The organism is Blautia massiliensis (ex Durand et al. 2017), assembly GCF_051861785.1.
GTDB classification, from domain to species: domain Bacteria; phylum Bacillota; class Clostridia; order Lachnospirales; family Lachnospiraceae; genus Blautia_A; species Blautia_A luti_A.
In genome coordinates, this window is record NZ_CP146725.1 from 1,220,087 (window position 1) to 1,240,280 (window position 20,194).

The following is a 20,194-nucleotide window of genomic DNA, read 5'->3' on the forward strand; positions in this document are numbered from 1 at the left end:
ATTCCATTTTCTCACACTCATGTTGTAAATTCAATGCCTATTTTTCTGCCGGTGTATAATCCGGGATTTGATTATGGTATGCCACCTCCTGGCCGTTGGGATCCAGAATATGCATTTTCTCATAAAATTCCTCTGTGAGAAGATCCATTTCCTTACGATTCTCTGTTTTTACATAATATAATGCCAGATACGGATTAGGGCCATGCTCAATGACCTTCTCTCCTTCCTGATAAAAGATCCAGGGCTTTTCCACCTGTTCTTTCTCTCCCAGCCGGACTGCCGCAGACTGATCTCCGATGGTAAGAAGCCTTCCCTGAAAATAAATGACAGCTCCACAGCACTGTGGTTTATGAACATCGTGTTCTGCAAGCATTTTTTTCAGCTTATCCGGCTCATAGAGAGATGCAAGAAGAAGCTCTTCCATATTAAAGCCATAGACCATATCTGTCAATTCATGCTCATATCCGAAAAATCGTGCGGCGATCTCGCAGACCTGGATACCTTCTCCCGGCTTCCAGAAAAACTGCATGGAAAGGGCTCCGTCTTTCTGGCCGGTTCTGTCCGCATATGCCTGAAGAAGTTCTGTGGCAGGCTTTTCAACTTTTGACAATAATCTGGAAGGATACACATTTCTTGTGCTGATGGGAATCTCGCCTTTGGCAACAAATGTCTTTTCACGGTCTGCGATACTGATCACATGGACCTTTCCATGTCGCACCCAGGTCATCATATTGAATTCATAGCCATCGTTATATTCTTCCACCAAAATCTCCGGCATATCAGAAAATCCTGCTGTTTTTTCTGCACCATTTATCAGCTCCTCCAGATCTTCGGATATATAGATCCCGCGGGAGCCGTATTTATCCAGTGGCTTGCTGACCACCGGATAGCGAAGTCCCTCAAGCAGCTCTTTCAGCTGAGTTCTTTTGGATCTGTCTTTAAAATATGCGATCGGGATCTTTCGAAAACCCGGAGTGGGAAGTCCCAGTTCGATAAGCAGTGCTCTGGTCGCTGATTTATCACGATACCAGGGAAGCTGCTCCGGTTTCAGATAACAGGGGATTCCTGCCCGGTCCGCGATCTTTACCATACATTCCAGAAGAAGGTCTGAAAAGGATGTGAGGATCCCGTCGATCTCCTTTTCCCGGCAAAGGCAGGCGATCTGTTCCGTATCGGTTACCGGGATCTGAAATGCCTCATCTGCAAATGCTCTTGCCGGACCATCCGGATATCCGTCGCAGACAATGGTGTAGTATCCTTTTTCGCAGGCCTTCTGAACCAGCTGCACAAATTCTCCCAGCGTTCCCAGTATCAGCAATCTGTGTTTCATGATCCCGTTTCCTCCCATTCTCTTATGGAATCCGCAATATACTGCATTTCTTCTGCCCCGTATCTCTGGTCACAGGGAAGCGGCAGCACATTGGCAGCCCAGTCATATTCCATGGTATCCCTGTCAAATTCTTCCAGGATATTGCGCCAGTTTGTCGGCACAAAAATCTTCCGGCCTGCCAGCCAGTGTCGAAGCTCCAATCCGTTCTTATGATAGTACGGATAGGCAAACGGTCCCTCCGGCACCTCCCCTGTAAAAGCATTCCTTGAAGGAAGAAGCTGCGACAGCAGGCGGTAGTTCTGTTCTCTTCTTGCTTTGATACCGGAATAATCCATAGTCCTGAGGAGGTTTCCGGTCAGACGGGACATCCGGCGGATCTCCATCTCATGATAATTTGCTGCATTATCCAGCATTTTCTGATAGAAGGTTCCGGCATCATATTCATAACGTCCCAGAATATGCTCCATTCTTCCCATGGAGTGGTCCAGAGGCTTCTTTTCCGGTTCCAGCTCCGCATCGGTAGACAGATATGCTCCATCACTGACTCCGAGAAATTTTCTGCAGGAGTACAGAGTGTCCACCCCAGGCAGCGGTTTCTGAAAAAACGCATGCGTATGATCCACAATGATATTTCCATAGGTTTTTTTATATTTCAGGATCTTATCATCGGTAAGCTGGCCATAATAATTTACCAGATACAGATATTCTCCTTCTGACAGGGTTCTCTCCTCAAGGATCGGATGCAGCCCTTCATCCATATGATAAAATCCAATCTCTGCCCCGTACCTCTCACAGGCACCGGTTACGGAATCGCAGAGAAAAAATGGCAGATAGATCTTTTTGCACCTGCGTGCTTCCATCAGCCACAAAAGCGCTGTTCTTCCGAGATTTACGCCACAGAGATCCGGATAGTACTCCTGTCCCGCCGGTTCTTCCAGTTCCAGATAACCGCCGATCTCTTTTTTCATCATTCTGTCTCCTCCTGACGGATCACATAGTGCGGCATCTTTTTGGCCTCATTGAGAATATTCATGAGATAAATACCGATGATCCCGATTGAAAGCAGAGTCAGCCCGAAAAATGCCAGCATCACAAGCATCAGGGATGTCCAGCCCTCCACTGAGATCCCGCACAGAAAATATCTCACCAGATAATAGATTCCCAGTAAAAAGCTTACCAGAAAACTGGCAATGCCGATGTTTCGCACCATAAGCAACGGAAATGCCGTATGGGCAGTAATATCATAGATGAGATCCTTCACAAGGCGGCAAAAAGAATATCCGCTCTTTCCATATGCACGTGCCGCATGCTGCACCGGAACATTGATGATACGGTTGGAGCTTAAGACCAGAAGATTTCCGATCTGCGGAAGATACGTATTGGTCTTCAGCATGGCTTCCACCAGGAAACGGCGGATCAGTCGATAACTGGTGATCTGAAGGTTCGGATCCTTGCCGAGCATTTTGGAAGTTGCCCATACAGACAGCTTTGTGCCCAGCTTCCGGATCAGATTATGCTTACGTCCTTCATAGCTTGCGATGATCACATCCACATCGTCACGTTCCTTCATTACATTGATCATTTTGGGAAGTTCCTCAGGCTGATGCTGAAGGTCGTCATCCATAGTTACGATGAACTCTCCCTTTACGTGGGCAAATCCGCACAGAAGCGCAGGATGCTGTCCGAAATTCCTTGCCATCTGGATGATCTTAACACGGGGATCTTTTTCCCGAAGTGCTTGCATAACCGCAAAAGACCGGTCCCTGGACCCGTCATCTACAAGGATCAGTTCAAATTCTTCTTTTATCGTTTCCCGGAATACTTTTTCCAGACGGGTGTACAGTTCCTGCAGCGTATGTTCTGAATTGTATACAGGAACAACCACTGAATATAAACACATATCGTTTTTCCTCTCTTTTGTATCAATTGACACTTATCTTTTAATCTTATCATTTTCATTTCCTGTTGTAAACCATTACATTGTTCAAACATTTTCTTGCATAAACCTGCCGGATGATATATATTGATTATCAGTCTATGATAATCACATTTATGATATGGAGGAAACATGACAAAAATCAAAGATTATATTCAGCTTCATCTGAATATCCTGCTGTTTTCTCTTACCAGCGTTTTTTCCAAGCTTGCATCGGTTTATTATAATAAAGAAGGGCTTCATAGTCCTCTTCTCTATGTATTTCTTTTTCTTATGATCGCAAACTGTGGGATCTACGCCATTGCATGGCAGCAGGTGATCAAAAAATTTTCCCTTTCCACGGCCTACGCCAACAAAAGCGTCTATCTTCTGTGGTCCCAGGTATGGGCTGTGATCATTTTTCACGAAAATCTTTCGCTTCAGAACATCATCGGCATCCTGATCGTTCTGATCGGAGTCTGGATGGTGCAGAGATATGAATAGAACATTTATGCTGATCATGCTGGCCGGAACCTTTTTTTCGGCAATTTCCCAGGTACTTCTGAAGCAGAGTGCCAATATGGAATACAAAAATCCTCTCCGGGAATATCTGAACTGGCGGGTGATCCTGGCCTATGGTATCTTTTTTGGAGTGTTGCTCCTGAATACCTGGTGCTACACCAAAGTGGATATGAAATTCGGACCGGTGATCGATACTGCCGCCTATGTTTTTGTCCTGCTGTTTTCCTGGCGGATCCTGACAGAAAAGATTTCCCGCGGAAAGATCATCGGGAATCTGATTATCATCCTTGGAATCCTTGTTTATACCTTATGATCATAAAAATGCCGGCAGCGTACGTAAAGCTGCCGGCATTTTTTTATTTTTTCTTATTTGCTGCGGATACAGTTGTGTATACACCATTTTCATCAAATGTGTAGCTCTTTCCGTTTTTCTTAATGGTGCAATCTTTGTACATAATTCCTGTTTCCGGATCAAAATAATATCTCTTTCCATCCAGTTTCAGCCAGCCCCTCTGCATCTTTCCATTGGAGCCAAAATAATAGGTATGGCTTTCATTGTTTCCACTCCATGTATAAAATACCTTTTTGACCATAACGCCGTCACCGCCAAAATAATATACATCATTCCTGCTGTTCATGTACCGCACGTGCCTCATCATGTATCCGTATTTGGACTGAAAATAATAATAGTTCTTTCCGACCTTTTTCATGCCCTTTAATGCATGTCCGTTTTTGTCAAAATAATATTTTTTCTCCTTATAGGTAATCCAGGTATTTTTCACAAGGACTCCATTTTTGTCTACATATCTGGAAATGTTCCTGGAATCCCTGATCAGCCTTGAGCGGTACATTCCTGCGGTCTTATGGATATAATATTTCTTATTTTTCACCTGAACCCAGCCGTATTTTTTGACACCATTGACATAATAAAATTTCTTTCCGTTCTCTGTTGCCCAGCCGGTTTTTCCTTTATAGTTGCTGGTATCCGGTCTGGTGGATGCTTTGTATCCGGTCTGTGCATGCCATCTGGGTGTGATGATCTTGGTATAATCAACATAACCGAAGTCAATATCTACAGTAGAATAAGACGGGATTCCCGCAACCAGCCCCTTGGTGGTGTTCAGATATCCGCCGCCGTCACCATCGGTGGACTGCCAGATGGTATATTTGTACTTTTTCTTGTCAGGAGCCAGGATCGTATCACCATATCGTGCAAGCCATACATCATACCCTGTCATCTTACTCCAGTCAAGCTTGTTGTCATACCAGTCTGTATTGCAGTAGACCATTGGATGATATCCGGCTTTTTTTACCTCATTGCAGAAGGTTTTTGCCAGATCCGCGATCTGTGATGCGGAAAGATTACGCATCTGATCATATTCAATGTCATAAACCACCGGATAGGATACTTTATATCCATCCATTTTACGGATGGCAAGTTGTGCTTCCTTCAGTGCCTGCTGTGTGTTCAGTGCAAGGCTGTACACATAGGTTCCTGTCGGAACACCTGCCTTCTCTGCCTGTTTCATGTTGTAATCATATGTGTTATCCAGATGGTTCAGGCCATAGGAAATCCTGACAAAGGCAAAATCTACATTGGACTTTTTGACCTGTGCCCAATTGATGGTATCCTGCCACTCGGAAACATCGATCCCACGTGTAACAGCACCTTCCAGCTTCTGGCCGCTTCCGTTATAGCAGACACCGTTGATCTTCTTCCAGGCCTTTGAACTTACCCTGGAATTCTGTGTTGCCTTCCCGCTGGGGACCTTTTCTCCCTCAGCAACTGCCTCGCTTCGGTCTACGCCTCCGCCGCCCATGGCCATCGCTGTAGTTCCCATTGTTCCGATTCCCAGCAGTGCTGCCATACAGCCTGCCGCCAGCCATTTCTTCCAGTTTTTCATTTTAGTTTCCTTCCATAAAGTATGTTGTTAATTTGTGTATAACTTTTATTATACATATGAAAAAATGGAAAGTAAAGCCATATATGGAAAAAGACCGATGTCAGCTCTTTATGGCTGAACATCGGTCTTCTGTTATTCTATATATTTCTTTCTGGTACTGTTCGGCAAAGATCACGGAACTTCCGGGTCTGTAGGATCAAAGTTTCCAGCTCCACGGAAGGTTGCCAGCGGTCTGCGGCCTAAAGGTCCCTTGAAGGCTTCATTGTTAACGTAATTTCCGCTGCTGTAAATGTGGATCGTAGAACCGTTACAGTTCTCATATACCCACTTCGCATCAGCCACACAGGCACGGATACATCCGTGAGATGCCGGCTGACCAAGTTTCAGGTACTCACCTGCCGGAAGATTGTAAACACTCCTGGTCGAGCCAGCTACAGAATGGATAAAGATTCCTCCCTGTCCGCATCCGTCAACATGTGTTCCGTACTGTCCCCAGGACGGTCCCATCAGTGGCTGCCACCTCAGACTGCGGGTCAGTCTGTATGTACCATCCCATGTAGGTGTTCCGGCGAGACCTACAGAAACACGGATCGTCTTAACCGGAATCGTCTTGCTGCTGTTTGTATATACAGTCATAACACCGTTAGTCTTGTCAACCTCCAGGTAATATGGTCCGCCATAAATACTGGAAACATCATTGCGACGGTAACCGTTCTTATCAAAGTAATATAGTTTTCCATTGATCCATCTGCTTGTGTTGGTCAGATACCTGGAACCGCTGTCCGGATCAATATATCTAACCTGATCATAATAATCGCTGACGATCACCCAACCGGTGGAGAAACGTCCCTGGCTGTCCAGATAACCATTTACGGAACCACGTTTCATGGATTTATTTGTCACAACGGTATAGTTCTGCAGATAGTACCAGTATTTACCGACTTTCTGCCAGCCTGACTTTTTCAGAACACCGTTGCCTCCTGCATAATACCACTGATTCTGGTAACGGACCAATGTACTCTTGTACATCCATCCTCTGTGCGTATTGGCATCTGATGTTGCAAAGAAATAATAATTTTTTCCGATCTTGGTCTTTCCGGTTGCAAGCTGTCCTGTGCTGTTAAAGTAATAGCTCTTTTTGGAGGACTTGTTTGTTATCATCTGGCTCTTATAATGGTTTCCATTTTTGTCAAAGTAAAACCATCCGAAGAACTGACCTTTTGCATCAGTCACCTTCTGCCAGCCATATTTTTCAACAACTTTTCCTGCCGTACCTCCGAAATAATAAATCTTGTTGGATGCACCCGGGCAGCCATGCCAGCAGTTCCTCCAGGAAACTCTCTGGCCATTGTCTCCGAAATAATATCTGCTGCCTTTATACTTCACAAGTTTTTTTGTAATGATACGGCCCTTGCTGTCTGAAACATAATATGCGTTGTTCTGCGCCTTCGCCATTGTATTCGTCATAACATAGCCGCTGGCATTCAGCATGTACCGATATTTCTTGGACATTACAGGTGATACATAAACTCCATGTTTCATGATCTGTCCACGTGTGGCAGCCTTCGGACTACAATAGATAAAACGTTTCTGATTTTTGCTGTTTAAAACATATGTCCATCCGCCATAAAAAAGCTTTCCTGGGATCTCTCCTGCCTTTGATGCCGGCTGGAAGTAATACTGATATGTTGTGGAACCGGTTGTCAGCTTCAGGATTCCTGTTCGCGGTTTTCCGTTACGCATCAGTGTATAATAAGCATTTCCGATCTTCTTGATCTTGCCTGCAAGGTTCTGAGCCTCTATGGATTTGTAATCACCCTGGGAATTATAATAGCGGAAAACAGTTCCTGTCCATAACCAGTAATTTCTCTTCTGCTGGCCAAGATTGGAGGTCCACGGTGTGATCGCTTTTCCGGTGGAATCCGAATACAGGGAAGCCTTGGAACTTTCGAGGAAATACCATTCTGTCTTCTGTGTTCCGGTATAACCTGCTTCACCTGGTTCACGGGTCATGCGGCCGGTTACCAGATATCCGTCTTCATTAAAAAGATAATACCCCTCATGTCCGTTGGTATTGATCTTAAGAAGACCATCCTGCGCAGTAAAATAATTATCTTCGATGGAACCTGTTTCTGATACCTGAGAAGCGTTCCCTTCATCCAGGGCAAGAGTTTCTGCGTTATCTACGCTCTCTGATGTTTCGGGTTCTGTCTCTGTTTCTGCGGGTGCTGTCTCTGCAGATGTCTCCTCTGCAGACACTACATCTGCGGATGCTGTCTCTGCAGAAGCTTCTGCTACGGATACTTTCTCTGTAGAAACTTCTTCTGCTGCACCTTCCTCGGCTGCAGTCTCCTGCTCTCCTTCTGCTGGCTCATTCTGGAGTACCTGAGCCTGCTCACTCTCTGCTGCGCCATCCGGAAGCTCTTCAGTCTGCTGTACCTCCTGTACTGCTGCATCTGTTTCATCAACTGTTGTTTTCTGCTCTTCCTCTCTGCTTTCTGCCGGATCCTCAGGAGCTTTCCCCTCCGGGGCTGCAGATGCAGTAACTTTCTTTTTGCGGAGTCTGTAAAAACCGTTTGCAGAAACCCAGTCGCTTGTCTTGGCAACGACTACACCGTTTACCAGAGATGCTCCGGTAGCAAAAGTTTCCTCGGCTGTGTTGTTCTCCACTTTGTTCTGTACTGTGGTATCTGCTGACGGTGCATCACCTGCACTGAAATCATCGCCCGGATCTGTACTGTCTTCTGTTATCGCATCCGGTGCTTCTGTAGCCTCCGGTGTCTCAGTAGTCCCCGGTGCTTCTGTAGTTTCCGGTGTCTCTGTAATCTCCGGTGTTTCTATAACATCCGGTGTCTCTGCGGGGTTCTCCGGTTCAGCCGGTGTTTCTTCTGAACTGTCAGTAATACCTGCCTGATCCTCTTCTGTCTCCGGCTGCTGTACAGTCGTTCCCGCTGCATCACTGAATACATCCTCAGCCGGATCGCCGGCTGTCTCTGCTGCCATCTGCACGTCTGTACTTCCCAAAGCCGCAGCGCCGGCTTCCAGAGTTCCGCCCATGCATAATGTCAGACTGAGAAAAATTGCCACAACTCTTCTCTTCACAATAATCCCTCCTGATCATGATGATGTAAATAATTACTGTATCTGTTACGTATCATTCGCCCAGTCCGCCTTCGATAAGAGCCACAAGTGCATCTATTGCAGCCTGTTCATCCTCACCCTCGCAGACCAGTGTGATCTCATCCCCGCTTTTTACACAGGCACCCAGAACACTCAGAACACTTTTGGCATTCGCTGTACCTCCTGCATACTGAAATGTTATGGACGATTTGTATTTTATTGCCTCGCCGCACAAAAGCCCTGCGGGACGAAGATGAAGCCCTGACGGGTTCCTGACCGTTACCTTATAACTTAACATTGCCGCTGTCTCCCTTTATATTACTTATCCTTCCAGCCTTATCCAAAACTGTGATTCCTTACTTACTGCTGCTGTCTACATTGGAAACCTTGGAGATCTTGATTTCGGCAGTTACATTCTCCAACAGCTTGTAGCCTTCCGGAAGACTGATTTTGATCGGTACTTCGTAACTGCCTTCCTCCCAGTCATCCATGGAAAGTGTTGCTCCCACCGACTTCAGATCAAATTTGGAGAGATCTCCGTCTTCCGCCTGCACCTTCAGTTCAATATCTGCAACTTCAAATGCCAGCTGCAGATCATCAGGCAGCCCCTTTACTTTGATATCCTCTGTCGGGAATCTGTATATCTTACTGCCCTCCGGCAGGATATTGACTGTGATCCAGAGATCCGTACTGGATCCGGATGTCAGCTTGAGGCCATCCGGAAGAAGCTCTGACAGGTTTACTTTCTTTTCCACGTCATTGCTCTTTCCTGAAATATCCACATTCTCATTGTCTAGATAAATGGTATTTCCCTGAAGTTTCAGATTGTTCAGTGCTTCCTCACTTCCGGCTACGCTGAAAGTCTCCGGTACTGTTGTGACACTATCCACAACATAGCCTTCTGCTGGTTCCCCTGTATATCCCGCACTGATCCGTATATCAGAACGCACCTTCCAGAGCTTTGCCGTAACATTGACTTTTCCATTGTTGTCAAATTTCAGATAGCTCATGGAATTTGATGAAAGAGTGTCCTGATTCTTATCTGTGATAGTCAGTTCTGCGTCCGTGATCATCGTATCCTGATCGATCCCGTCAAGTTTTGAACTTACATCCACACTCACACTATCTATTTTACCAACCAGAGATTCCGGTCCTGTAATACGGACTTTTTCCGGATTTGCGGTGAGCGAAGCAATCTCCAGCCCCTGTGCCGGCTTGCTGTCATCACTGGTAACATTGATCGCAAATTCTTTGGTCACCTTTTTTTCCAGATGGACACTCAGATTCTGTGGTGATACACTGATGTTTTCCGGCAGTATCCCGGAGCAGGTCGCTGTAATGGGAATCATTACAGGATCTGTATCGGTAGACTGGGCCTGCTGCAGATCCGCAACTGCCTTAATATCACTTGAGGTGAGACGGTTGACTGTCTTCCGATCACCTGTAATATAAACACGTACGGAATTTTCACGGTCATCCTGCATGACCATCTCACCCAGCTGATCCACATAAGCTTCGTTGATGATCTGCACATCTGAGATCACAAAGCCTTTCGTAATGATAGGGTCATCAACATTTACTACAATCAGCCACACCAGGATTCCCACAATAATCGACATGATCTTCAAAGGGATGTTCTTAGTCAGATTTTTCTTCATGTTTCACTCTCCCTTTCAGCAGATTTCTCAGCTTACCGTTGTCAACAACCTTTTTATTCTGAGCAGAAACAAGTACTTCACGAAGCTGCTTGCTGTTAAGCCCTCTGGACAGTTCTCCGCCTCTGGCCACTGAAACCTGTCCTGTCTCTTCCGAAACAATGATCGTAAGAGAATCCGTAGCTTCGCTGATACCCACACCTGCTCTGTGTCTTGTTCCCAGCTGTTTGCTCAGTTCCATATTATCTGAAAGAGGCAGATAGCAGGTTGCTGCTACCACACGGTTCCCACGCACGATCACCGCTCCGTCATGAAGAGGTGTATTATGCTCAAAAATATTGATCAGCAGCTGACTGGTAAGGATACCGTCAATATTGATACCGGTTCTCACATATTCATCAAGCCGGATCTCTTCCTCGATCACGATCAGTGCTCCGGTCTTAACTTCACCCATATCAAAACAGGCCTTTACCAGTTCGTTGATAGTCTTGTCATTGAAACGCTCCTGCACTTCCCTGCCGGAATCAAAGGGAATAATGTTGGAAACAAACTTCTTCTGTCCCAGCTGCTCCAGCGCCTTCCTCAGCTCCGGCTGAAAGATTACGATCACACCGATCACCAGCACATTAGCCAGGTTCCGGAAGATCCAGAGGATCGTATTCATTTTGAAGATATATGCGACCAGGATAAATCCAAGGACGATCAAAATGCCCTTCAGAAGGGTATATGCACGTGTAAATTTGATCCATGCCATAAACTGATATACAAAAAAGGAAATCAGTCCGATCTCAATGATATCTATCACGCCAAATCCCGGAAGGGAAATCTTCCCCAGATATCCGGCCACAACTGTCAGCACATTCTGCATAAGTCTCCTCCTTTCTTCCTGAGCTATTCCAATCGTTCCTGTTTAAAGATCCTTCAGAGATTCCTCCAGCTGTTTTTCGAAATCGATCTTGTCCAATCCCTGCGGTTTCTCACTTACTGTATTTTCGGAAACCATATCCGGCATCTTTACTGTATGCATTTCTTTCTTCTCATGAAATACATCATCACTGAAAGACACAACATGGTCTTCTTTTTTTTCTTCTTTTACCGGCTCCGCATTGATCTTTTTGATGCTTCTCTCAGAAGTGGCGACCGTTGCCTTCGGAACGGCTTTTACGTAGTAATAGTACTCATCATCCTCATATTCCAGACGTTCTGTTCTGCTGTAATCTCCGCCAAAAACAAAGAACTCCAGAACAAATCCTGCCAGTACGGAGATCACTGTGGACAGTATCATCGGCACCATGGCTACCGTAATACTAATGCAGAAATCTCCGGCAAGGATAACCAGGATATAGATCACGCCGCCGGCAATGACAGCGATCCTCCATGCATAGTCAAACGCCCGTGTTCTCAGAAGGTTCACAAACAGGATCACTACCACAAACGCGATCACCGTGATCCACATTGCCCAGTTGTGGACAAGTCCGTCAGAGATCAGCTTCAGTTTTTCTGTGATCTCTGCGGCAGGATCACTGAGTGCCGCCGACTGTGCATGTACAAACCGTATAAAATAATAGATCACAACACCGCATCCGGCCGGAAGCGCTGACAATGCGCTACCCAGCAGGCCTGCTCCGATCGGCATAAGTGCAGGAACACCAAATCCGAAGGAAAGTGGTGTAAGGATCATTGCAAGATTCTGTGACCTGCTGAATCTTAGGAACAGGATCAGCATGAACAGAATAAGAAGCAGCATAAATCCTGCCGTTTCGATCCCGACTGCATAACAGTGCCCGATCATCAACGCAAATCCCATAAACATCATCACGGAAACCGGAAGGATCGAACATACAAGCGCCAGGATCAGGACAACAAAAATATTATCCAGCTGTTTCATGTAGCCCATATTGCTGTTAATCCAGAGAAAATAGGCAAATGCCAGAACAAACTTCAGGACCGGCAGTATATATACTTCATATTGTCCGTAAAATCTTTTGATATTCTGTTTGATCTCAAGTAAAGCTGTCATTTTCTATGTCCTCCTGCATTTCTCCTGACCGGATTTCTTTTTTCCTCCCGCCCGTAGATTTTTTCCAGTCTTGTAAGATCCTGATAATATTCCCTGACACTCTTCTTGGCTCGGAAATATTTCACAGAATACTGGATGTAGGTCAGTATCGAATACACAGCAAGCACGATCAGGTAGCCGACGATGATATAGATTCCAACCTCGACCAGATTAATCTTATTCACATTATCCATAAGATATTCGCTGAAATATGCGGCAACGCCTGCAAGTCCCAATACATATCCGATCGTTACCAGAAAAAAGTTTCTGATCAGTGCAAGCCCAATATAATCACTTCGATAATATCTGCTCACCGGAAGATATTTCCTGCCTTCTCCATGCTCATACATGGCCAGCCGGTTCATGATCTTCACTTTTTCTTCATTTACCATAAAAATAACTCCTCATAAGCTTTCTGTATCAGGAAAATCCCCGATATATGATCTGCATTACGCTTTCCATACAGTTATACTGTTTAACTGCAATCAAATTTATTGTAGCATAGTTCCATACCTATGAAAAGTGTTTTTTCGGCTGTTTCATGCCCTTCCTGCGCATATTGTCAGAAAATAAACTTTCTCTGCGCCTGCCTCAAGAAGACACATTGCCATGGCATCTGCCGTACTTCCTGTTGTGTATACATCATCCACCACAAGTACAGAAAAGCCCGGGATCTTTCCGGTTACCCGATATGCATTTTTCAGGTTCTGACGTCTCTGTATGGCATTGAGTTTTTTCTGAGATCTTGTGCTTCGTATCTTCCTTACCAGATGATCCTCCCATGGGATCCCTGTAAGCTCACTGAGCCTTTCTGCCAGATATGCTGCCTGGTTAAAACCTCTCATCCTTTTCTTTCTGGAATGCAGAGGAACGGGAACGATCAGATCAGGCTTCCAACGTTCCAGATATTTTTTTCCGAAGATGCTCATTGCCTTTGCATAAAAATCCCCATATTCCCGACATCCGTAATACTTAAATCGTACCAGAGACTGTCTCCAGACCTCTCCGTACCAGAAAATACTTCTGCCCTCCGTAAAATGATGGGCACCCTTGCGGCAGTCTTCACAGTATTCCTCTTCCATTTTTACCGGTCTTCCGCATTTCATACACCTGGGACCGGATATAGGTCTGACCTTTCCGGAACACTCCGGACAGATCAGCCGATCTTTTTCTTTCAGTATCTGATGGCACAGAGGACATTTTTTCGGGTAAAGCATGTCCAGTAAAAAATCTGCTGTTTTTTTCAAAAAAGTCCTTTCTCCCCGATGGCACTCTCTTTCTGTTCAGATTCATCCAGCTCCCGGATCCGTCTGTCCAGAGAGCTGTATCTCTGCTGCTGTTTTTCATTACGGATCATCTCCGCAAAAGTGGTCTCACTGCCTACTACGGTAACACATTTTCTGGCTCTGGTCACTGCTGTATACAGAAGATTCCGATTCATCAGCATCCTTGGTCCGGAAAGGATCGGAAGGATCACTGCCGGATATTCTGAGCCCTGGGACTTATGTATGGTCACTGCATAGGCGAGTTCCAGTTCCTCAAGCTGTTTGAAGGAATATTCTGCCTGTCTGCCATCCTCAAATTCCACGGTGGCCGTTTCCGCAAATTCATTAATCTCCGTCATAATACCGGTATCTCCGTTAAACACGCCCACACCTTTATCCACAGGAATCTTGTATCGTCCAAGGATTTCCCACTCCAGCTGGTAATTGTTCTTCACCTGCATCACCTTATCCCCTTCACGGAAAAGACGCTGTCCGATCTCTTTCTCCTTTTTCTTCTCATCCGGCGGGTTCAGATATCTCTGAAGGATCTGGTTCAGCCGCTCCACACCCAGGAGTCCCTTGCGCATAGGAGTGAGCACCTGGATCTCATAGGGCTTTGCATCTACATAACGCGGAAGCTTCTCCTGGATCAGTGCGATCACCACACGGATAATGATATCCGCGTCATATCTTTTCAGAAAAAAGAAATCCCGGCTCTTGTTATTGATGGTCACCTGCTCGCCCCGGTTGATCTTATGGGCATTCACCACAATATCACTTTCAGATGCCTGGCGGAAAATCTTTTTCAACTCTACTACCGGAAAACAGCAGCTGCGGATAATATCCCTCAGAACATTTCCAGGGCCTACGCTGGGAAGCTGATTTTCATCACCTACCAGGATCAGTCTGGTCCCTGCTGTCACTGCAAGAAGCAGCGAATGCATCAGTGCGATATCCACCATAGACATCTCATCAATGATGATCACATCCGCTTCCAGCGGATTCTCCGAATTTCTGTCAAAATGAACTGCACGGCCTTCCTGCTCTTCCTCCGGCATTCCGTTCAGTTCCAGAAGCCTGTGGATCGTCTGAGCCTCGTATCCGGTAGCCTCTGTCATTCGCTTGGCTGCACGGCCGGTTGGGGCTGCAAGCCGCAGCTCGGCGCCCTCCTCTTCAAAGTAGCGGATAATGGCATTGATCGTTGTAGTCTTTCCGGTTCCCGGTCCGCCGGTCAGAATGAACAGGCCGTGGCTGGCTGCTGCCGCAACTGCCTGTTTCTGCATTTCATCCAACCGGGTCCCTGTCTCCTTCTCAATCCTGTTGATCCGTTTCTCCATCATCTCCTCATCCTCCGGGCAGAGGATGTTCAGCTCACAGAGCATTCTGGCTGAATTCAGCTCAAGATAATAATATCGTGTGGGATAGACCACCGCACCGTCTTCTGTTTCCTTCAGGATCAGTTTCCGGTCTACCACCATATCCATGAGATGCTTTTCCATGTAGGAGGGATCTACGCCCAGAAGTCCGGATGCCCTGGAAAAAAGCTCCTCCTTCGGAAGATAGATATGGCCTTCTCCGGAAGCCTGCAGAAGAGTATACAACATTCCGCTTCTTATCCTGTAATCTGAATCTGTATGGATCCCGATCCGGGAAGCGATCTCATCTGCGATACGGAATCCCACACCACTGATATCCTCTGCAAGGCGATACGGATTCTCCTGCAGGACTCCATATACAGCCTGTCCGTATTTCTGATAGATCTTTGCGCCGAGATTCAGCGATATCCCGTATTTCTGGAGAAAGATCATAGCGCGGCGCATATCTGCTTTCTCCGTCATCTGTTCTGCGATCTCCATGGCCTTTTTTTCGCTGATTCCCTTGATCTCAGCCAAACGCTCCGGCTCTTCCTCCACAATACGCATGGTATCATCGCCGAAACGACGTACGATCCTGGCTGCCAGTGCCGCACCGATCCCCTTGATCGCGCCGGAGCCCAGATAGCGTTCCATGGCCAGTGCATCCTCCGGCATTTTTTCTACGTAGGAGGCTATCTGAAACTGCTTGCCATACACCGGATGTGTTGTATAATTTCCGGAAGCTTCAATGGCAGCCCCCTGGGTGATCGCAGGAAATGTTCCCACACAGGTCAGTTCCTGTTCCTCTTCCATCCCTTTCAGTACCATGACCGTATATCCATTATCTTCATTCCGGAAGATCACATGATCTATATATCCTGTAACTGTCTCACTCATTTTCTTCTCCATCTGTAAACCTCTGATAACAGCAAAAGGCACTGCAGCTGCAGCGCCTTATCTGTATGAGTTTCCTGCGGCAGTCTCTTCTCTGACCCTGTGCCGTCCGGACGCCTCATAACGGTTTACATCCTTGACATGATTTCCGCATATTTTCCTGTTCCTGCAGCCACTACAAGCATTGCATCCTGTACAGTCAGGGTGCTGACTCCTGTTTTCTGCTCGATCAATGCATCCATTCCATGCAGCATGGCACCTCCGCCTGTAAGAACGATTCCTCGGTCCATGATATCTGCCGCCAGCTCCGGCGGTGTTTTTTCAAGAACGCCATGGACTGTCTCTACGATCTGTCCGGTCGTTTCCCGCAAAGCGGTCCGGATCTCCTCAGAAGTCAGTGTTGCCACCTTCGGAAGTCCTGTGATGATATTTCTGCCCTTGACCTCCATCGTGCGAAGATCCGCTTCTTCACTGGCTGTTCCGATCTTGATCTTGATATTCTCCGCTGCATCCTCCCCGATAAAGAGACTATGCTTCTCACGTACATAATTCATGATCGCATGATCAAAATTATCTCCTGCAACCTTCACAGAAGTGGAAACAACCACTCCCCCTACCGATATGACCGCAACATCCGTGGTCCCTGCACCGATATCCACGATCAGATTACCAAATGGCTTGGTGATATCTACACCTGCACCGATAGCAGCAGCAATGGGCTCGTCCACAAGAAAAACTTCCCTGGCTCCTGACTGATAGGCAGCTTCCTCAATTGCTTTACGCTCAATCTCCGTGATCCCGCTCGGAACACTGATGCTGACTCTCGGTTTCCGGAACGCTCTACGTCCCATAGCCTGTGAAATAAAATATTTCAGCATCTTTTCCATTACATTATAATCTACGATCACACCTCTTCGGATTGGCCAGATCACTTCCATATTGGAAGTCAGATGGCTTGCCATCTGTCTGGCTTCCTCACCGATTGCTCTGATCTTCTCTGTATCTTTATCATAAACAACCACAGAGGGCTCTCTTAAAACGATTCCCTTGCCTGTGGAAAACACCAGACTGTTTCTGGTTCCCAGATCGATTCCAATATCCTTTGCCGGCATAAATCCTCCCGCCTGCGTCATACACATTCATATGCTGACGCATTTCTGACTTATTCTGTTCCGGTCTGTGCCGAAACGTTCCCGCACTTCATTATATACAAAACCACAGAAATTGAAAAGAACTTTTACCGGTTATTTCTGTTCCAGATATTTTTTCACATATTTACCGGTGTAGGAAACCGGATTCTCTGCTACTTCCTCCGGAGTTCCTCTGGCAATTACTGTTCCGCCTCTGTCACCGCCTTCCGGTCCGATATCAATAATATGATCCGCCGTCTTGATCACATCCAGATTGTGCTCGATGACCACAACGGTATTTCCTCCTTCAGACAGACGGCGCAGGATCTCGATCAGCTTGTGGACATCCGCAAAGTGCAGTCCTGTGGTAGGCTCATCCAGGATATAGATCGTCTTTCCGGTACTGCGCTTGCTGAGTTCTGTGGCAAGCTTGATACGCTGTGCTTCTCCTCCGGAAAGAGTGGTGGAGGGCTGACCCAGACGGATATAGGAAAGCCCTACATCATACAGGGTCTCGATCTTTCTCCGGATCGACGGTACATTCTCAAAAAATGTCAGTGCTTCTTCCACAGTCATATTCAATACATCATAAATGCTCTTGCCCTTATACTTCACTTCCAGAGTCTCACGATTGTAGCGCTTGCCCTTGCAGACTTCGCAGGGCACATATACATCCGGAAGAAAATGCATCTCGATCTTGATGATTCCGTCACCGTTGCAGGCCTCGCACCGTCCGCCCTTGACATTAAAACTGAAACGGCCTTTCTTGTAGCCCTTTGCCTTGGCATCTGCGGTGGCTGCAAAAAGATCACGGATCTGGTCAAAAACTCCGGTATATGTGGCAGGATTGGAACGGGGAGTTCTTCCGATCGGGGACTGGTCGATATTGATCACCTTATCCAGCTGATCGATACCCAGGATGTCATCATGTTTCCCGGGGATCACTCTGGCACGGTTCAGGTCTCTGGCAAGTCTCTTGTACAAGATTTCATTGATCAGAGAGCTCTTACCGGAGCCGGAAACACCTGTGATACAGGTCATCACTCCCAGAGGAATATCTACGTCTATATGCTTCAGGTTGTTCTCTGCCGCACCCTTTATATGAAGAAATCCGATTGGTTCCTTCCTCACTTCCGGTACCGGGATCTTCAGCCTTCCGCTTAAATAAGCTCCTGTCACAGACTGCTCATTTTTCATCAGATCCTCAGCTGTCCCCATTGCGACCAGTTGTCCGCCATGTTCTCCGGCTCCGGGGCCGATATCGATGACACAGTCTGCAGCACGCATGGTATCTTCATCATGCTCCACCACGATCAGACTGTTGCCAAGATCACGGAGACGCATCAGTGCCCCCAGAAGCTTGTCATTATCTCTCTGGTGAAGCCCGATACTCGGCTCATCCAGGATATAGGCAACCCCCACAAGCCCGGATCCGATCTGTGTGGCAAGACGGATCCTCTGAGCCTCTCCGCCGGAAAGGGTTCCGGTAGCTCTTCCAAGTGAAAGATACTCCAGGCCAACCTCTGCCAGAAATCCAACCCTGGCGCGGATTTCCTTCAGGATCTGTCTTCCAATAAGCTCCTGCTGCTTTGAAAGCTTCAGATCGCGGAGAAAGCCCTGCAGCTTCTGTACCGGCATATTGGTCACTTCATAAATATTCTTATCCGCCACGGTCACTGCCAGTGACTCCTTCTTCAGCCTCTGTCCCTTACATGTGGTGCACGGAGTAATCCGCATAAAGCTCTCGTATTCCTGCTTCATGGCCTCGGAACCGGTTTCACGGTATCTCTGCTCCACATTGCGGATCAGTCCCGGGAACGCCACATCGTAAACGCCCTCTCCCCGCTGTCCTTTATAATAAACCTTCACAGAATGACCGCCGGTACCATGGATGAGGATATCCTGGACCTTCTTCGGATACTCGCAGAAAGGTGTATCCAGAGAAAATTCATATTCCCTTGCCAGGGCATCCAGGATTGCTCTGGAAAAGCTTCCCTGCGTGGTACAGGACTGCCATCCGAGAACAGCGATAGCCCCTTCATTGATACTCAGTTTCTTATCCGGGATCATCAGATCGATATCAAATTCCATCTTATATCCAAGACCCAGACACTGCGGGCAGGCACCAAATGGATTATTAAAGGAAAAGCTCCTGGGTTCGATCTCATCAATGCTGATGCCGCAATCCGGACAGGAAAAACTCTGACTGAAATTCAGAAGCTTCCCGTCCATAGTGTCTACTACCAGCAGACCATCCGCCAGATCCAGCACGGTTTCAATGGAATCGGAAAGACGCTTCTCTATTCCCGGTTTCACAATAAGTCGATCCACAACGATCTCAATGTTATGTTTGAGATTCTTATCCAGCTTGATCTCCTCAGAAAGCTCATAGAGATTTCCGTCGATCTGCACTCTCACATATCCGCTTCTTCTGGCCTGATCCAGAAGTTTAACATGGGTTCCCTTGCGGCCCCGCACTACCGGTGCAAGAAGCTGGATCTTCTGGCGTTCCGGAAGCGTCATGATCTGATCCACCATCTGATCTACCGTCTGTTTGCGGATTTCCCTTCCACATTTGGGACAGTGCGGGATTCCCACACGGGCATACAGAAGTCGGAAATAATCGTAGATCTCCGTTACCGTACCCACTGTAGAACGGGGATTCCGGTTCGTTGACTTCTGATCAATGGAGATTGCCGGCGGAAGGCCCTCGATACTCTCCACATCCGGTTTCTCCATCTGTCCCAGGAACTGCCTCGCATAGGAAGAAAGTGACTCCATATAACGTCTCTGTCCCTCTGCATAAATGGTATCAAATGCAAGAGATGACTTACCGGAGCCACTGAGTCCGGTAAGTACCACAAACTGGTCTCTGGGAATATCGACGCTAAGATTCTTAAGATTATTCTCATTGGCTCCGCGTATCCTGATAAAACGCTTCTTATCGTTTGCTTCTGCTGACATGAAACCTCCTACTCTGTCCGGTCATAAAAAATACTCCGGTATTCTTCTCAACAGCAGAATCTACCTCTTTTATTCCGCTGT

The 20,194-nt window shown here is 46.8% G+C and carries 16 protein-coding genes; 2 read left to right on the forward strand and 14 right to left on the reverse strand.

Going from position 1 to position 20,194, the window contains the following annotated elements:
• Nucleotides 1–37: 37 nt before the first annotated feature.
• The 3 genes from V9W66_RS05845 to V9W66_RS05855 are packed head-to-tail and all read right to left on the reverse strand — an operon-like array spanning nt 38 to nt 3,230.
• Nucleotides 38–1,330: an ATP-grasp domain-containing protein gene (locus tag V9W66_RS05845; RefSeq protein WP_144094814.1), complete on the reverse strand. Its 1,293-nt coding sequence runs from the start codon at nt 1,328–1,330 to the stop codon at nt 38–40.
• Nucleotides 1,327–2,301, reverse strand: a complete 975-nt coding sequence (locus V9W66_RS05850) for a hypothetical protein (RefSeq protein WP_243125572.1) — start codon at nt 2,299–2,301, stop codon at nt 1,327–1,329. The genes V9W66_RS05845 and V9W66_RS05850 overlap by 4 nt, the downstream gene beginning before the upstream one ends.
• Nucleotides 2,298–3,230, reverse strand: a complete 933-nt coding sequence (locus tag V9W66_RS05855; RefSeq protein WP_144100518.1) for a glycosyltransferase family 2 protein — start codon at nt 3,228–3,230, stop codon at nt 2,298–2,300. Before V9W66_RS05855 ends, V9W66_RS05850 begins: the two co-directional genes overlap by 4 nt.
• Nucleotides 3,231–3,398: 168 nt before the next feature.
• On the opposite strand from V9W66_RS05855, the gene V9W66_RS05860 reads away from it, so the two are divergent.
• Entirely contained in the window at nt 3,399–3,749 is a 351-nt protein-coding gene (locus V9W66_RS05860) for an EamA family transporter (protein ID WP_015527420.1), read from the forward strand.
• Nucleotides 3,742–4,080 carry an EamA family transporter gene (locus V9W66_RS05865; protein ID WP_144093935.1) on the forward strand — a complete coding sequence of 113 codons (339 nt, stop codon included), beginning with the start codon at nt 3,742–3,744 and terminating at the stop codon, nt 4,078–4,080. The genes V9W66_RS05860 and V9W66_RS05865 overlap by 8 nt, the downstream gene beginning before the upstream one ends.
• A 43-nt stretch (nt 4,081–4,123) precedes the next feature.
• Here V9W66_RS05865 and V9W66_RS05870 read toward each other — a convergent pair whose 3' ends face one another.
• The 11 genes from V9W66_RS05870 to uvrA all read right to left on the reverse strand — a co-directional run bounded on the left by V9W66_RS05870 (nt 4,124) and on the right by uvrA (nt 20,113).
• Nucleotides 4,124–5,671, reverse strand: a complete 1,548-nt coding sequence (locus tag V9W66_RS05870) for a GH25 family lysozyme (RefSeq protein WP_144093934.1) — start codon at nt 5,669–5,671, stop codon at nt 4,124–4,126.
• 171 nt (nt 5,672–5,842) lie between these two features.
• Nucleotides 5,843–8,773: a L,D-transpeptidase family protein gene (locus tag V9W66_RS05875; RefSeq protein ID WP_144093933.1), complete on the reverse strand. Its 2,931-nt coding sequence runs from the start codon at nt 8,771–8,773 to the stop codon at nt 5,843–5,845.
• Nucleotides 8,774–8,825: 52 nt separating this feature from the next.
• Nucleotides 8,826–9,089, reverse strand: a complete 264-nt coding sequence (locus V9W66_RS05880) for an HPr family phosphocarrier protein (protein WP_015527424.1) — start codon at nt 9,087–9,089, stop codon at nt 8,826–8,828.
• A 58-nt stretch (nt 9,090–9,147) separates the two neighbouring features.
• Nucleotides 9,148–10,449 (reverse strand): CdaR family protein, encoded by a 1,302-nt coding sequence (locus V9W66_RS05885; protein WP_144093932.1) that lies wholly within the window; start codon nt 10,447–10,449, stop codon nt 9,148–9,150.
• Entirely contained in the window at nt 10,430–11,314 is an 885-nt protein-coding gene (gene cdaA, locus V9W66_RS05890; protein WP_015527426.1) for a diadenylate cyclase CdaA, read from the reverse strand. The genes V9W66_RS05885 and cdaA overlap by 20 nt, the downstream gene beginning before the upstream one ends.
• A gap of 42 nt (nt 11,315–11,356) precedes the next feature.
• On the reverse strand, nt 11,357–12,466 hold the full coding sequence (locus V9W66_RS05895; RefSeq protein ID WP_144093931.1) for a hypothetical protein: 1,110 nt from the start codon (nt 12,464–12,466) through the stop codon (nt 11,357–11,359).
• Nucleotides 12,463–12,897 (reverse strand): hypothetical protein, encoded by a 435-nt coding sequence (locus tag V9W66_RS05900; protein WP_144093930.1) that lies wholly within the window; start codon nt 12,895–12,897, stop codon nt 12,463–12,465. Before V9W66_RS05900 ends, V9W66_RS05895 begins: the two co-directional genes overlap by 4 nt.
• A 147-nt stretch (nt 12,898–13,044) precedes the next feature.
• A complete protein-coding gene (locus V9W66_RS05905; protein WP_243121680.1) occupies nt 13,045–13,752 on the reverse strand; it encodes a ComF family protein in 708 nt (235 codons plus the stop codon).
• Nucleotides 13,749–16,022 carry an SF1B family DNA helicase RecD2 gene (recD2, locus tag V9W66_RS05910; RefSeq protein WP_144093940.1) on the reverse strand — a complete coding sequence of 758 codons (2,274 nt, stop codon included), beginning with the start codon at nt 16,020–16,022 and terminating at the stop codon, nt 13,749–13,751. Before recD2 ends, V9W66_RS05905 begins: the two co-directional genes overlap by 4 nt.
• A 125-nt stretch (nt 16,023–16,147) precedes the next feature.
• Nucleotides 16,148–17,131, reverse strand: coding sequence for a rod shape-determining protein (locus tag V9W66_RS05915; RefSeq protein ID WP_144093929.1), 984 nt, complete (start codon nt 17,129–17,131; stop codon nt 16,148–16,150).
• 132 nt (nt 17,132–17,263) lie between these two features.
• On the reverse strand, nt 17,264–20,113 hold the full coding sequence (gene uvrA / locus V9W66_RS05920; protein WP_144093928.1) for an excinuclease ABC subunit UvrA: 2,850 nt from the start codon (nt 20,111–20,113) through the stop codon (nt 17,264–17,266).
• Nucleotides 20,114–20,194: the final 81 nt, after the last annotated feature.